At 59.8% G+C, this 14,069-nt stretch carries 13 protein-coding genes and 1 tRNA gene; 5 read left to right on the top strand and 9 right to left on the bottom strand.

Translation table 11 applies throughout. The features are described from left to right. Positions 1-230 precede the first annotated feature (230 nt). From NW853_RS04890 to NW853_RS04875, 4 genes are all read left to right on the top strand, one after another. Positions 231-1,640, top strand: coding sequence for a RecQ family ATP-dependent DNA helicase (locus tag NW853_RS04890; protein WP_414334634.1), 1,410 nt, complete (start codon positions 231-233; stop codon positions 1,638-1,640). 114 nt (positions 1,641-1,754) lie between these two features. Next, on the top strand, positions 1,755-3,548 hold the full coding sequence (locus tag NW853_RS04885) for a glycoside hydrolase family 3 N-terminal domain-containing protein (protein WP_414348099.1): 1,794 nt from the start codon (positions 1,755-1,757) through the stop codon (positions 3,546-3,548). Positions 3,549-3,640: 92 nt separating this feature from the next. Then, entirely contained in the window at positions 3,641-4,132 is a 492-nt protein-coding gene (locus NW853_RS04880) for a c-type cytochrome (RefSeq protein WP_414334630.1), read from the top strand. A 9-nt stretch (positions 4,133-4,141) separates the two neighbouring features. After that, on the top strand, positions 4,142-4,813 hold the full coding sequence (locus NW853_RS04875) for a diacylglycerol/polyprenol kinase family protein (protein WP_414334628.1): 672 nt from the start codon (positions 4,142-4,144) through the stop codon (positions 4,811-4,813). 51 nt (positions 4,814-4,864) lie between these two features. Here the strand turns inward: NW853_RS04875 and NW853_RS04870 are convergent, their stop codons facing one another. Beyond that, on the bottom strand, positions 4,865-5,233 hold the full coding sequence (locus tag NW853_RS04870; protein WP_414348096.1) for a hypothetical protein: 369 nt from the start codon (positions 5,231-5,233) through the stop codon (positions 4,865-4,867). 177 nt (positions 5,234-5,410) lie between these two features. Beyond that, the gene (locus NW853_RS04865) at positions 5,411-5,668 is read right to left on the bottom strand and encodes a helix-turn-helix domain-containing protein (protein WP_414334625.1); all 258 of its coding nucleotides are present in this window, start codon (positions 5,666-5,668) and stop codon (positions 5,411-5,413) included. A gap of 346 nt (positions 5,669-6,014) precedes the next feature. Here NW853_RS04865 and NW853_RS04860 point away from each other — a divergent pair, with 346 nt between their 5' ends. Then, positions 6,015-7,088 (top strand): RpoD/SigA family RNA polymerase sigma factor, encoded by a 1,074-nt coding sequence (locus tag NW853_RS04860; protein ID WP_414334645.1) that lies wholly within the window; start codon positions 6,015-6,017, stop codon positions 7,086-7,088. Positions 7,089-7,310: 222 nt separating this feature from the next. Here NW853_RS04860 and NW853_RS04855 read toward each other — a convergent pair. From NW853_RS04855 to NW853_RS04825, 7 genes are all read right to left on the bottom strand, one after another. Then, a tRNA-Phe gene (locus NW853_RS04855) sits at positions 7,311-7,383 on the bottom strand. Positions 7,384-7,442: 59 nt separating this feature from the next. Next, a complete protein-coding gene (locus tag NW853_RS04850) occupies positions 7,443-8,096 on the bottom strand; it encodes a Crp/Fnr family transcriptional regulator (protein ID WP_414348116.1) in 654 nt (217 codons plus the stop codon). Positions 8,097-8,456: 360 nt separating this feature from the next. Further along, positions 8,457-10,073, bottom strand: coding sequence for an AAA family ATPase (locus tag NW853_RS04845; protein ID WP_414348093.1), 1,617 nt, complete (start codon positions 10,071-10,073; stop codon positions 8,457-8,459). Between the two features lie 53 nt (positions 10,074-10,126). Then, positions 10,127-10,726 carry a hypothetical protein gene (locus NW853_RS04840; RefSeq protein WP_414348091.1) on the bottom strand — a complete coding sequence of 200 codons (600 nt, stop codon included), beginning with the start codon at positions 10,724-10,726 and terminating at the stop codon, positions 10,127-10,129. 2 nt (positions 10,727-10,728) lie between these two features. Beyond that, the gene (locus NW853_RS04835) at positions 10,729-11,730 is read right to left on the bottom strand and encodes a zinc-dependent alcohol dehydrogenase family protein (protein ID WP_414348089.1); all 1,002 of its coding nucleotides are present in this window, start codon (positions 11,728-11,730) and stop codon (positions 10,729-10,731) included. 74 nt (positions 11,731-11,804) lie between these two features. Continuing rightward, positions 11,805-12,737, bottom strand: a complete 933-nt coding sequence (locus tag NW853_RS04830; RefSeq protein WP_414334618.1) for an alpha/beta fold hydrolase — start codon at positions 12,735-12,737, stop codon at positions 11,805-11,807. Positions 12,738-12,909: 172 nt separating this feature from the next. After that, on the bottom strand, positions 12,910-13,860 hold the full coding sequence (locus tag NW853_RS04825) for a LysR substrate-binding domain-containing protein (RefSeq protein WP_414348086.1): 951 nt from the start codon (positions 13,858-13,860) through the stop codon (positions 12,910-12,912). Between the last annotated feature and the right edge of the window lie 209 nt (positions 13,861-14,069).

The raw sequence follows: 14,069 nt of genomic DNA, 5'->3' as shown, positions 1-14,069 counted from the left end.
ATTCCTTCCCGGCCAGCGACCTGGATCCCAGCCATCCCGATACGGGTTCCCTCACCCCTATCTCCTCTCCCAGAGGGAGTTTCCCTCACCCCTACCCCCTCTCCCAGAGGGAGAGGGGAACTAGAGGCAGAAAGGGGGTTCCGTGGAATTGGAAATAGCCTGTTGTTGGACAACCCCCTTTACAATCGCTGTAGATTGCTGAAGGAAATCGCGGCAAAAGGGGTTGCCGTTTGCAGGATTGGCAGCAGGTTCAATCCGCCCTCAAGCAGTACTGGGGCTACGAGGCGCTGCGCCCGCCCCAGGCTCAGGTGATCCGCGCCTTGCTGGAGAAGCGCGACGCGCTGGTGGTATTGCCGACGGGGTTTGGCAAGTCTCTTTGCTTCCAACTCACATCCCTCTTGCAAACAGGGCTGACGCTGGTGGTCTCGCCCCTGATCGCCCTGATGGAAGACCAAGTCCAGGATCTCTGGAAGCGCCGTCTGCCGGCGGCCTGTCTGCACAGCGAGCTGGATCCGGCCCTGCGCAAGCGCGTGTTGAAGGCCCTTGAGGAAAACCGACTGCGTCTGCTCTACCTGGGGCCGGAAACCCTCTTCAGCCCCCCCGTTTGGCAACGGCTGCAGCAGCCCCAGGTGCAAATCAGCAGCCTGATCGTGGATGAGGCCCATACGTTGGTGCATTGGGGGGGATCCTTCCGGCCCGACTACCGCCGTTTGGGATTGCTGCGCCCGGCTTTGGCCAAGCCCTCGTTTCCCATCGCCGCTTTTACCGCCACCGCCGATCCCCAAACCTGCACTCGCCTGGGCCACATCCTGGGGCTGCAGGATCCGGAGTGCATCCGCGCCGATCCGCTGCGGGCCAATATCTCCCTCAATGTGGCCATCGCCTGGAGCCCGGCGGATCGCCGTCGGCGGCTGTTGCGTTTTCTGGCCGAAAACCCCGGCCCGGGCCTGGTGTACGTGCGCACACGGCGGGATGGGGAGGAGCTGGCCGCGTGGCTGGGCCGCCACAACCAAGAAACCGCCACTTACCACGGCGGCCTGGAAGCGGGATCTCGCCGGCGCTTGGAGCGGGCCTGGCTGGCGGGCGAGCTGCGCTTTTTGGTTTGCACCAACGCCTTTGGCATGGGGATCAACAAGCCGGATGTGCGCTGGGTGCTGCATTTTCATCCCCCGCCCCATTTGATGGATTATTTACAAGAGGTGGGGCGGGGCGGGCGGGATGGCGGCCCCTGTCAGGCCCTGATGCTGGTCTCGGAGCCGACGGGCCTGCTGGATCCCAGCGATCGCCAGCGCCAAGCCTATTTCTATTCTCAGCAGGAGCGCCTACTGGCCCAAGCACGCCGCCTGCTGCAAACTCTGCCCCCGCAGGGATCCTATGCCGACCTGCCGCCAGGAGAAACCCGGGTGGCCCTGGGCCTGTTGCAGGAGATGGGCTGTCTGCGCTGGCCGGATCCCTTTCACTTTCAGGTGCTGCACCGCCGTTGGCAGCCGCCGCCGCGGCAGGATCCCTGGCACGAGATGGAGGCCCTGATCCACGCTCGCGGCTGTCGGTGGCAGGCGATCTTGCCCTACTTTGGCTACCCTGGGGAACACCCCGGCCTGCCCTGCGGCACCTGCGACCGCTGCCGCCAAAGGCGCTGATTGTTTTGGCAGCAGGGAAGCCAGAAGCCGGGAGAGCGGCTAGGATCATCTGCGCTTGGGTTTTCGCAAAAGATGGGGATCCCCCAGCATTGCTGACGACTTCCGGTTATGCCCATGAGTGTCTCCGGATCTCTGGCCGACGAGCTTGACCAGCCCTTGTCCCTAGCTCGACAAGTGGCGCAACTGCTGGTGGTGCCGGTCTCGGCCCGTTTGGGATCCCAGTCGCCCCCTCGAGAAGTTCTCAGGCGGCTGATCCAAGAGGTAGGGATTGGGGGCATCTGGCTGACCGAGGGCCATGTGGCAGAAGCCCTGTTGCTGGTGGAAGAGTTGCAAACCTGGGCTGCCCTGCCCCTTTTGGTGGCGGCGGAGGCCGGTCGTGGGCTGGCCCTGCAGGGGGCGACTTCTTTTCCCCACCCCCTGGGCCTGAGCCGCCTGGGATCCGAAGCCGAGCGCTGGGCGGAACAGTGGGGTTGGATCACGGCGCGGGAAGCAGCGGCCCTCGGCATCAATTGGCTGCTTAACCCGGTCGCAGAGCTGCTGGGGGAAGATCCCCTGTCTGCTTCGCAACTGGCGCGAGCCTTTGTGCGCGGATGTGAGCAAGCCGTCCCAGAGGGGATCCTGACCACGGCCAGCTCTTTCCCCGGCAAAGGGGAAGTAAGGTCGGCTGCAGCAGAGCAGGTTTCAAAGGCACCGGACATCCCCTGGTGCCCCCGTTTGAGCCTGACCCCAGCCCAGCTCCAAGAGGGGCCTTGGCTGCCGTTCCTGCTGGAGCAGGTGGGGGCGATCTTGGTTTCTCATGTGGTGCTGCCGGAGTGGGATGAGCGCTGGCCCATCACCCTGCTGCCGGGGCGGCTCACCCAGCTGCTGCGGCGGGAATGGGGGTTCGGCGGGCTGATCGTGGTGGATAGACTCGATGACGGCTTTCTGGCGGAGCTGGCCGCTGGGACGGAGCTCTCTCCCAACCGATTGGCCGTGCGGGCTTTCCAGGCCGGTGCCGACCTGATTTTGGCCCCCCCCGATCCAATGGCCTCGCTGGCAGCCGTTTTGGAAGCGGTGCAGCAGGGATCCCTCAGCGCCGTCCAACTGGCCCAATCGGTGACGCGGGTGCTGCGCGCCAAGCAGCGAGTCCTGCCTGCGGCCTCAACTCTCCTCAAACAGGTGTGGCCGGCCTTGGCGGAAACGGATTTCAGCGCTGTTGGCGGCTGGATGGGGGCCAAGGATCCCACCGACCCGGCCCTCAGCCGCGGCTCCCCCGCCGAGCACCTGAAACCCCTCTTGCTGGGGGATCCCATCCGCAAGGACTCGGCTTTGGGAAAGCTGTTCAACACGCGCGCCAACCTGCCCTCTGCTCTGCACAAAGCCGCCCAGCTGGGATCCCTCTTGGCCGAGCAGGATATTGCTCCCTGTCAAGCCGCCATGGCCCGCGGTGGGGTGGAAGGTGGCCGGCCCCTCAGACCGCCCCCAGAGCCCAGATGGTTGAACTGGATCTGGCTGGATCCCCCCCTGGACACTGCCGACCTGCAGTTGCAGTCTCCCGCTGTTCAGGTGCCGGCGGCGTTGGGCATTCTCCCTGTGGTCAGCGATGCCCTCACCCCCCTGCCTTGGCTGGAAGCTGCTTTGAACAGCGCTCCAGGGCTGGTTTTCCAAGCTTTCCTTCGCGATCCCCTGCCCAACTATGTGCTGGATTGGCTGCAACAGCATCGGGAGCGGGTGGCAGCCGTCGTCGTTTATGGTAATTTATCCTTCTACCGCCGCCTGCAGGCGCACTTTCCAGGGGCCAATCTCATCCACAGCCTGAACCGGGATCCCTGGGCCCAAGCAGAGGCGATGGAGCGGCTCTTTCCCAACCGCGCCATCCCAGAGGGAGCGCAATCTCAGACAGACCAGCAAATCATTAAGAAAAAGTAAATACCATTACAGATTATTGGCAGGGAAGGGCTCCTGAGTTATCGTGTTGGTTGAAATGTAAAAGATTGAAACGGTCTCTCTCAGCGTTGTCTGTGCATCCCTCCCTCTCAGACATCCCGCCATCCGGCAGCAGCCAGGCGTCGCCCGGCTGCTGGGCTGAGTTTGAGCAGAAGCGACTGCCCTCCTCCCAAAAGCGTTTACAACCTTTCCTCAAGTCCTTGCAGCAGTTCTTCACAGGTGTCTGGGCCCAAAAAGCTCGTTGGGGCGTCGTCCTCCTCGGCCTGGCGGTAGTCACCTGGGTTTGGTTGAGTGCCGGGGCTCGGCTGGATCCCTACACTCAAGCTGTCCTCAGCCTAGAGGGGCAGGTTGGCCGTGGTGCTTCCTTGTTTGCCCTCAACTGTGCGGCTTGCCATGGAGAAGAAGCGGATGGTCGGGTGGGGCCCAGCCTGCGGGGGGTGAGCAGCCGCCGTTCGGATCGGTTTATCATTCAGCAAGTAACCGGTGGCAAAACGCCTCCCATGCCCCAGTTCCAGCCCGATCCCCAGGAGATGGCGGATCTGCTCAGCTACTTGAAAACGCTCTGAGGCCGTTTCATGGGCCTGACCCAGCAGCTTGCTTGCTATGCTCTCTGGCTGGCCTCCGTCTTTGCTTTTGCGGAATGGCTGCGCTCCCAGCAGGTGGACGGAGAATGGGTGCGCAAGGCAATTCACATCGGCGTGGGCAATATCATTTTGCTGGCTTGGGCCTTGCAAGTGCCCCGCTGGCTGGGGGTAGGGTTCTCGCTGGTGTTTGCCGGCCTGGCGCTGCTCTCCTACCGAGTGACCCTTTTGCCCAGCTTGAATGGGGTCGGTCGGCGCAGCTTTGGCACCTGTTTCTATGCCCTCAGCATTGGCCTGCTGCTGTTTTGGTTTTGGCGGCCACAGCGACAAGTCTTCGCGGTGATCGGCATCTTGGTGATGACGTGGGCGGATGCCTTGGCCGGCTTGGTGGGCAAAACCTGGGGCAAACACCCCTATCAACTGGGATCCCTTCAAAAAAGCTGGGAGGGATCCCTGACCATGTGGGCGGTGAGTACCTTGGTGATCGCGGCGCTGCTTCTGGGGTACTTCGGCTTCTCTCCTCCTTTGCTCGCCATCAGCCTCTTGGTGGGGGGAATAACCATGGGCTTGGAGGTGTTCTCTTGGTGGGGCTTGGATAACCTGACCGTGCCTTTGGCCAGTGCCGGCCTCTGTTTTGCCCTGCTGCAGAGCCTCAACTATTTATAAACTTTACATAAACTAAATCCTGCAGTCGGGCTCGCAAGCGGTCGTCCTCTTTCAAGCCTGACGGCGTTCTTGCTCCTGCTCTTCCTGCTGCTGCCACTGCCTGAGCAACTCTTTGGCCGCCTGTGGGGTAAAGTAGTCCAGCTCCATCAACTTACGGTAGGTCAGAATTTGCCGCATCTCCAGGGGCATGTCTGCTTTTCGGTAGAAGTAGTGGATGCGGCTGATGTTTTGCTCCATCTCCGTAAACTCTTGCTCCCGCTTCACCTGCTTTTCCTGCTTAAGCACCTCATGGGGAGCAGACATGCGGTTGTAGTTAGGGATCCGCTGCCTGCCACTGGTCTTGCCCGAGGCAGGCACACGATGGGCTCCGCTTTGCCGGTTGTTGGCCGGATCAGAAGAGTTGAAAAAGAAGGAGAGCATCCGTCAACCTCACACAAGCAGGTGAAATGGGGCGATCTTAACGGCAAGTTAACAATATCAAGTTTAGATGAAGAAGTGAAGGCGTCGGTGATCTGGATCCCGTTGGGGCCCTGTATCTTTACTGTCTTGCTCCCCTGGGATGGTTGAGGGAAATCGGATGTAGCTTCCCCCCGACTGCTACAGATGGGATTCATCTCCGCTTAGCAGCCAAGTGACCGACACTCCCAACGCCTTGGCAAAAGCCACCAGTTCCTTGTCGATGACGCGCCGTTTTCCCTTTTCCACCTGGCCGATCTTGACGTAGTCCAACTGCACACCGTACTTGGCCAAGCGGCCCGCCAGTTGATCTTGGGTAAGTTGCAGCTTCTCCCGTACCCAGCGCACCCGCTCCCCAATCAAGTTGGCCGATGGATGGTGCCGGTCGTTCAACTCCATAGGAGCAGCAAGTTGTAAATATTCTTTATCCAGACTGAAGAGGTTCGCAGCTCGCCAATCGCCCCATGGTAGCCTGAGCTGGCAAGGTTCCCTTTTCTTTGGGATCCCAGCCGTGGAGCTGGCCAGCCCACGAACAATCTTACCTCAAGGCCTAGATCGAAAATCGCTTACTGCCTTTTGGCGGGCAATCCCTTACCCACAGAGGCTTGGCGGACGGGATCCCTGTTGTTCGAGCATTGAACCGGAAAAATCTCGGGACAAAAAAGGGTGGCATGATCGATTTTCGCTCGCACCGGAAGAAAAAACCTTTCTAGACTGGGAGGTGACGTTCTCTCCTCACTTGGCCGTGGTTTTTTCTCGTCCTCATCCTGAAGACTCTGCCTCTTTGCCTCAGGAGCTCGACGAGCTCTGGTTTGACCCTGAGTCTGCCCTTCAAGAAGTCGACCCAGAGCCGGTTGCTGGCGGCTCGCGGTTGAATGAAGATGCCGTCGATCACTACTTAAATACAATCGGTCGCGTGCCCCGCATCGACCACGCCGAAGAAATCGAGCTGTCGCGCAAGATCCAGCAAAAGCTCCTCATCGATCAAGCCCGGCAGGAGTGGCGGCAACAACGGGGCAGGGATCCCAGCGACGAGGATCTGGCTGAGGCCCTGCAGATTTCCGTATCCACCTTACGGTCCCGCATCCGACAAGGGGAACAGGCCCAGCGCAAGCTGATCAACGCTAATCTGCGTCTGGTGGTCAGCGTGGCCAAGAAATACCTCAATCGGGGGGTGCCCTTTTTGGATCTGATCCAAGAGGGCAATATCGGGTTGATTCGGGCCACCGAAAAATTCAATGCGGAACGGGGTTTTCGCTTCAGTACCTACGCCCATTGGTGGATTCGCCAGGGGATCACCCGCTGCATTGCCAACCAAGCGCGGACGATTCGCCTGCCGGTGCACATGGTCGATAAAGTACGCCTGCTCAAACGCACCAACCGCGAGCTGATGAAGCTACAGGGGCGGCGGCCCACCGAGGCGGAGCTGGCAGAGGCACTGGGCATTAAAGTCAAGAAACTGCGCATGATCCAGCAGGCTGCTGCTTTGCCCCTGTCACTGGATGTGCCGGTTGGCCAGGAAGGAGAAAGCTGCCTTGGCGATTTGCTGCAGGATGAGCGGCAAGAGCAGCCTTTCCAAGGGATCCTTGTGCAATCGATGCAGCAGGATGTGCGTTCTGCCATGCAAACCCTGAAGCCGATTGAGAGGCAAGTGCTGGAGTTGCGCTACGGGTTAGACGGGCAACAGGCGAGAACCCTGCGGGAGGTGGGGGAGCACTTTAACCTGACGCGGGAACGGATTCGTCAGATCGAGCGGGATGCCCTGCGCAAATTGCGGGTGGGATATCCTTCACGAGCTCTGGCCCAGTACATTCGCTAGCTGTCACGGCTTCGCAGACGGGTTTCCCGACCAGCTTTCTTTTTGCTCTTGGGTTGAACGCCGCAGCCCAGCGATGAAGCGGCTCGTTACGTCGTTGTTGCTACGCAGCGTTGTCGCGAATGCGCCAGCGCGCGGAGCTCTATACCTAACTCCCCTCTCCCTCTGGGAGAGGGGCTGGGGGTGAGGGATGGGAGAGGGGCCAAGGGTGAGGGTAGCGTCAGATGCCAGGAACCAGACTTGAACTGGTGACACGAGGATTTTCAGTCCTCTGCTCTACCAACTGAGCTATCCCGGCTCTGGGCTTATTATCTTACAACCCTGCGAAGGCTTTCGGCAACTGGTAATACCCCCCATTCAGCCAATCAGTTTCTCCAAAGCCTCCATCTGGGGAATGCAGAGAACCTCTCGGGTGCGATCCCGGCGGATCAGCTCTTCCTGCTCCAGCTTAGACAGGACACGGGTGACCGTTTCCCGAGCCAAGCCGCTCAAGCTGCTCAGCTCCCGATGGGGCAAGTTGGGAATCTCTACGCCACCCCGGCTGACCCGGCCACGAGATTCGGCCAAGAACAGCAAGATATCGGCAACACGGGCCGTACTACTGGCCTCGCGTAACTGCAGACGACGGTTGATCTGCCGCAAACGACGCGACATGAGTTGAGCAAGGCGGATGCCGGCCTGGGCATCCGAGGCCAAAAAAGCCAGAAAGTGCTGGGCCGACAGACAACTGACTTTGGTGGCTGTTAGAGCTATGACGTCGGTGGAACGGGGCGCTTCGTCCAAAGCGGCCATCTCCCCGAAGACTTCTCCTGGACCGAGAATGGTGAGGGTGATCTCCCGTCCTTCGAGATCATGGGTGCGAATCTTGACCCACCCTTCCAGGATAAAGTAAACGGCGTTGCCCCAGTCATTTTGTAGCAAGATGGCCTGGTTGACCGGGTGGGAGCGCAACGACATTTGCCCGGCCAGAACCTCTAGCTTCTCAGGAGGGAAGCCCTCGAACAGGAGCATCAGGCGCAGGTCATCTGAAGTTACATCGCTCACCGCTGGATCCTCCTGCAAGCGGTCAATTCTGGTCGAGTTGGGTGAGAAAAGGGTGGGGGCCTTTAAAGACACGTTGACACACTTCCCAACCTCCTGCTGGCTTTGTGTAAGGCGAAATGTTCGGGTAAGCGCACCCCTGTTCCCTGCTCAACAAGAGCTGCTGCCCTCCTCTACAGCCATTGCAAATAGCGATGCAGCGGATGGTTGTGTCGATCCCCAACTCCCTTCTCCCTCTGGGAGAGGGGCCGGGGCGCGGCGGGTTCGGGAAGTGTCTTTCGGGTTGGAAATAACCTCAACCCGCAAACGGTGAAATCCACCTTGCTTATGTCAATTCTCCTGACTGGGTGCAGTTTGAGTCGAGCCCCAAAGCTGCTGAAGTTGAGAGGGCCAATCTTGACTGGTATCCAGAACCCTCAAAAAAGGCCGTTCCAACTCGGAAAACTCCTCCCAGTGGGCTTGTTGCTCGGCAAGCATCTCGGCCGTGGCATCGGCAATGTCGGCAGGGCGCTGCTCAACTCCATCGATGCAGCCGGTTTGAGGAGCTTGGCTGCGGCGTTGCAGTCGCTCTCGCAAAACAGGCTCAGGGGCGTAACAGTGGAGAATGTGCAGCGGGATCCCCCGTTGTTGGGCCTGCGCAATGGCCATTCCCCGCAGCGCCTGCCGGTCGAACTTGGCATCCAGAATCACGGTGTAGCCCTCCTGGGCCAGCTCCACGCCCAACTGCACCAGGCGGCGGTAGGTTTTATCGGTCATCTCCGGGGTATAGACCGCCGGCCCCCCCCGTTGCCATAAGGGGATCCCGGCCAAATGCTTGCGCACGGCATCGGAGCGAATGTGAATGGCTCCCTGCTGACGGGCTAGGTGACGGGCCACCGTACTTTTGCCGGATCCCGACAATCCCGACATTAAGAACAACTGCCCCTGCTTGGGGAGAGTGTATTCCCAGGCCAGGCGATAGTACCGAGCAGCAGTGCGGAAGGCCGTTGCCTTGGTTTCCTCTGTTGCCGTGGGATCCTCCAGCAAAAAAGAGGTAACCTTGGCCCGCACATAAGCTTGGCGATTGAGGTAGATGGGCAGGATTTTCAGCCCTTCCCAATCTCCGGTTTCTTCCAAGTAAGTGTTCAAATAGACGTTGCCCAGATCCGGACGATAGCGGGCATCCAGATCCATCACTGCATAGGATACGTCGTACATGACATCCACAAAGCGAAAGGCTTCGTTGAACTCGATGCAATCAAAAAGTAGGATCTTCCCTTCCCAAAAACAGATGTTGCGCAGGTGCAAATCTCCGTGGCATTCGCGAATGCGGTCTTGTTCTATTCTTTGTTGGAAAAGCTCCTGCCGCTCGGCAAAAAAGCGATCGGTGTAGGCTTGGGTTTCTCGATATTGCTGAGCTGTTTGGGGGCCGCCGATGTAGCGCTGGGTTTGGGCGTAATTCTCGTCAAAGGCCTCGCGCACCCGTTCTGGCCGGCCAAAGCTGCGAATGTAATCGTTGGTCTCGGCCTGGGCATGAAACATCGCCACCACCCGCCCCAGCTCTTCCATCAAGGCCGGCGTCAGCTCTCCTCGCTCAAAGAGGTTGCTGAACAGTTGCTCTTGGGGAAATTGCCGCATTTGCAGGGCGTATTCTACAAGCTCGCCGCTGCCGCTGAACTGAAAGCGGCCATTGGTTTGAAAAATAGGCAACACCTGCAGATAAAGGCCGGGAGCGCCGCGTTGGTTCATGCGCAGCTCCTCTTGGCAAAAGTGGCGCCGCTGCTCTAGGGTGGTGAAATTCAAAAAGCCGAAATCCAGAGGCTTTTTCACCTTATAGGCATAGTCTCCCGTCAGCAGAATATAAGAAATGTGGGTTTGAATAAGCTGAATGGGATCCTGCGCCGGATGAGGGTAGAAGGCGGGATCCAGCATCGCTTGGATCAAAGGGGGCAGGTGGGCATCGGCCATGAAAAACGATAGAGATGGAAAGGTTGGGGTTAGGGATCCCGATCTTCCGCCACCTATTCCCTGAAGGGCAAGGCAGCCTCCTGAGGGGAGAGGCGGATCAGGCTGATCCCTTGCTTAATTAGGGTATCTTGAGCTGCACCGGAAAGGGCGTAGGGCCAGACCAGATACTTGGTGTTGATGTAGTCTTGTCCGCGCTTGGCCAGGTTCACCTGTTCCGAGAGCATGCGCACCTCTGGCCCGCGGCTGATGGTGGCTTCGGCCCGGCGAATGCGCTGCATCAATTGGCTGAACAGCTCCTGGGGCTGCTGCACAAACACCACAATGGCCAAGTCACAGGGGTTGTAATAGTTGCCGATGCCACAGAGGAGCAGGGCTTCACTGCAGAGAACGAGGCTTTCCTGGTCTCCCAAGGCCACCACCGGATACAGAAAGGTGCGCACATCCTCCAGTTGCCAGTGGTTAAAAGAGTGGCTATCCACCTCTCCCCGCACCCAAGAGGAGATGGCAGGAAAAACCGCTTCACTCAACAGCCGATAGGCCGTCTGGGGCCGTCCCAGCCAGCAGAGGGCATTTTCGTAGAAGCTCTCGTTCTCCAACAGGTGGGGGGTGAGAGGAGCGACCATGGGCAGATCCTCGACCAACTTTTCCAGCATGCCTACTCGGGGATGGTTAAGGCAATTTTGCCCAGAACGGATCCCTGCTCCAGCAGCCGGTGGGCGGCAGCCGCTTCGGCCAGAGGAAAGGTATGGCTGAGCTGGATCCGCAGTTGGCCTTGGTCGATGAGGCGGCCACACTGCCTGAGAATTTCCGCCTGGTTTTGCTGGGCGTTGGTGAGGTTTTTCAGCATCGGGGTGAGCATCAGCTCGAACCCCACCCGCAAGTTGCGGTCGCGGGCCACCCGCCAATCGGTCTCCGGGGCCGGCGCCAGCAGGGTGACGATATCCCCGTACACGCGCACCGCGGGGAAGGTCTGCTCCAAGATCGCGCCGCCCAAAGTATCCAGGGCCAGATCCACCCCTTCCCCCCCTGTCCAGTCCCAAACGGCCCGCACAAAGTCGGTCTGCCGGTAGAAGATGGGCAAGTCGGCCCCCAAAGAACGGACAAACACCGCCTTTTCTGGGGTGCTCACGGTGGTGGCCACTTTGGATCCCCGTAGGCGGGCCAGTTGGATGGCCACATGGCCAACTCCACCCGCTCCCCCGTGGATAAGCACACGTTGGCTGGCCTGCAGCCGTCCCCGGTCGTAAAGGGCTTCCCAGGCGGTGATCAGCACCAGCGGAGCAGCCGCAGCTTCGGCAAAGCTCAGTGTTCTGGGCTTGGGAGCCACAAAGCGCTCGTCCACCACGATCAGCTCGGCATAGTTGCCCGCCTGCCTGCCCAGACCGCCGTGGCAGAAGTAAACCTCATCTCCCACCGTAAAGTGCCTGACGCCGGATCCCACGGCTTCCACAACGCCGGCACCGTCACACCCCAAGATGGCTGGCATCTCTTCGGGGTAGAAGGTGCCTCGCCGCCGCAGCTTGGTGTCGATGGGGTTGACGCCGGCTGCCTTGAGGCGGATGCGCAGCTCCCGCTCACCGCGAATCTGAGGTTCAGGGACTTCTCGGAGTTGCAGAACCTCTGGTCCACCGGGCACACTCATGACCACAGCTTTCATGCGCTCAAGTTGTTCGGTTCTGGTTGGATTGGCCCGTTCAATGGATGCAAGATAAGACTTGGCATTATCGACCATCACCGGGGAACTCCCATAGCATTCGGGTAACATTTGGAAAAAGCTGCATCGAGAAATTCCCCGATGAGGGGCAGCACTTGTTCCCCATGCAAGGCAGGGATAGCATGGCTGGCGCCGGGCAGGATCTTGAGCTGCGCTCCGGGGATCCCTGCGGCGTAGGTTTGGCAGTGCCAGAGGGGGATGGTGTCGTCCTGTTCGGCGGCAACCACCAGGGTGGGGGCCTGAATGTGTTTGAGGTAACGCTCAACCGTATCGACGGCAGCTTGCGGGCGCAGACGTTGTCGGAGAAATTGCCGGGCCACCGGTTGTTGGCGCAGGGATCCGCGCAACCACAAGAGTTGAGCCAGTTTGTCTTCCCAATGCCACCATCGGGCCAGGGGGGTGATCGCCCGCAACAGCCAATCGACCCAAACGCTTTCCCAGAGCAAGGGCCGCAAATGGCGGTAGCGTTTGACAAAGCTGTCGTCGCGGATCCCGGCAGGGGCCAACAAGACCAACCCCCGCAGTGGATACCGCACGGCATAGGCCGCTGCCACCCAGCCGCCAAAAGAATGGCCCACCAGAACCGGAGCCGATAGGCCCAGCGCCTGGACAAATCCGCGCACAAACTCCACTTCTGCACCGATGTCGTAGCGCAAGGCCGGCTGGCTGGACTGCCCGAACCCCAGCAAATCGAGGGCGATGCAGCGGTACTCGCCTCCCAACCCCTGCATCAGCGGCCACCAATTGGCGTGGGTGGCCATAAAACCGTGCAAAAACAGCAGGGGGATCCCGTCTCCCCACTCTCGATAGGCGGCCCAGCAGGACTCTGCCCCCGGGATGTTCAATCCTTCCAATTTCACCCTCTGCAGCGGGATCGCTTGAACGCGCGCTCGTAACTCCGCCAGGCGCTGCGCCAAAGGCAGCCGTTCCAACAGCTCTTGCTCGATCATCGGCCCATCGTCAGCAGATACAGCCTTTTCCCGTGCTACGCCAAGGTCACCCCGCCGCGAACGGGTGAGGGGACAGAGCCCTTGATGGATCCCAGGCAGCACTTCTTCTGAGGATCTTGTAGAGATCTTAACTGATCCCAAAAACTCCCACGGGGTCGGGAAAAGCTGCGACTCAACCGAGCAACTGCAAATGGGGAGGGGGGATTTTCAGCCAGTCCTGGCGGGTCAGTAGCCCTTGGAGAAAGCGGGTGGCCGCCTGCGATTGATAGCGCTCCGGGTTAAAAGCCAGCCAGAGGGTACGCCGTATCTGCAGCCCTTCCACCGCCAGCTTTTGGAACCGACCTTGCTCCACATCGGATCCCACCGCCACCGTCGACAAAAAAGCCACCCCCAAACCCGCCTGGACGGCATTTTTGATGGCTTCAATCGAGCTGAGCTCCAGCCGCACATTCAGTTGAGCCGGGTTGATGCCGTGGCGATTCAACACCCGGTCGATGGTCTGCCGCGTGGAAGACTGGGGATCCAGAGTGATAAAAGGCAAAGTCAACAGATCCGCTAGAGCAGGAGAGTCAACGGCACAGCCGGGGGCGCCGACCAGCACGTATTCATCTTCCGCCAGAGCCATCACCTTCAAGTGCCGCTGTAAGTCAAACGGGATCTCCCCACCGACAATGGCCACGTCCAATTGACCATCCACCAACTTCTGGGCGATTCGCCGCGTGGATTGCACCAAGAGCTGCATCGAAATCTGGGGATAGCGGCGGTGATATTGCGCAATCAAAGAAGGCATGACATAGGTGCCCACCGTTTGGCTGGCCCCCAAAACCAGGTGCCCTCGCTCCATTGCTTGCAAATCTGCCAGAGCCTCGAGGGTTTCATGGCACAGCTTAAGGATGCGCTCGCTGTACTGCAGCAATACTTTCCCGGCATCCGTCAACTCCACCTTGCGCCCACTGCGGTCGAACAACACCACCCCCAACTGCCGCTCTAGGTTCTGCACCTGCAAGCTGACAGCGGGTTGGGAGACAAACAGGCTATCGGCAGCACGGCGAAAACTACCCTGCTGGGCAATTGCCCGCACAATGAGAAGTTGATCTAGGGTAAACGGCAACTCATCCGGCATAAGGAACTCCAAACTGCCCGGCGGGATCTCTTTCAGTTCCCTGAGGAGCTGGGCAGCCCAGGATTGGAAACCCACATGAGATCATCATAAACAAGCGAGAAATCTAAAGAGAACAGCTCAGCCCCTCCCCGGCAGCTCGGCTGCGGGGGTTGACCAGCCAAGGATAGAGAGGGAGGCCTGGAACTTACAGGCTGTTTTAGCGAAAAGCG

Origin of the sequence: Synechococcus sp. H55.11, from assembly GCF_047462475.1 — a bacterium.
In the GTDB taxonomy this organism is placed as follows: domain Bacteria; phylum Cyanobacteriota; class Cyanobacteriia; order Thermostichales; family Thermostichaceae; genus Thermostichus.
Note: the sequence above shows the minus strand (reverse complement) of the source record. Positions and strands in the feature narration are given on the sequence as shown.

Bases quoted from the DNA above. Each gene is read 5' to 3' on its own strand.
- NW853_RS04830 (WP_414334618.1), bottom strand. From the start codon at position 12,737: ATGATCGAGCAAGAGCTGTTGGAACGGCTGCCTTTGGCGCAGCGCCTG.
- NW853_RS04825 (WP_414348086.1), bottom strand. From the start codon at position 13,860: ATGCCGGATGAGTTGCCGTTTACCCTAGATCAACTTCTCATTGTGCGG.
- NW853_RS04885 (WP_414348099.1), top strand. From the start codon at position 1,755: ATGAGTGTCTCCGGATCTCTGGCCGACGAGCTTGACCAGCCCTTGTCC.
- NW853_RS04875 (WP_414334628.1), top strand. From the start codon at position 4,142: ATGGGCCTGACCCAGCAGCTTGCTTGCTATGCTCTCTGGCTGGCCTCC.
- NW853_RS04845 (WP_414348093.1), bottom strand. From the start codon at position 10,073: ATGGCCGATGCCCACCTGCCCCCTTTGATCCAAGCGATGCTGGATCCC.
- NW853_RS04850 (WP_414348116.1), bottom strand. From the start codon at position 8,096: ATGCTCCTGTTCGAGGGCTTCCCTCCTGAGAAGCTAGAGGTTCTGGCC.
- NW853_RS04865 (WP_414334625.1), bottom strand. From the start codon at position 5,668: ATGGAGTTGAACGACCGGCACCATCCATCGGCCAACTTGATTGGGGAG.
- NW853_RS04870 (WP_414348096.1), bottom strand. From the start codon at position 5,233: ATGCTCTCCTTCTTTTTCAACTCTTCTGATCCGGCCAACAACCGGCAA.
- NW853_RS04840 (WP_414348091.1), bottom strand. From the start codon at position 10,726: ATGCTGGAAAAGTTGGTCGAGGATCTGCCCATGGTCGCTCCTCTCACC.
- NW853_RS04835 (WP_414348089.1), bottom strand. From the start codon at position 11,730: ATGAAAGCTGTGGTCATGAGTGTGCCCGGTGGACCAGAGGTTCTGCAA.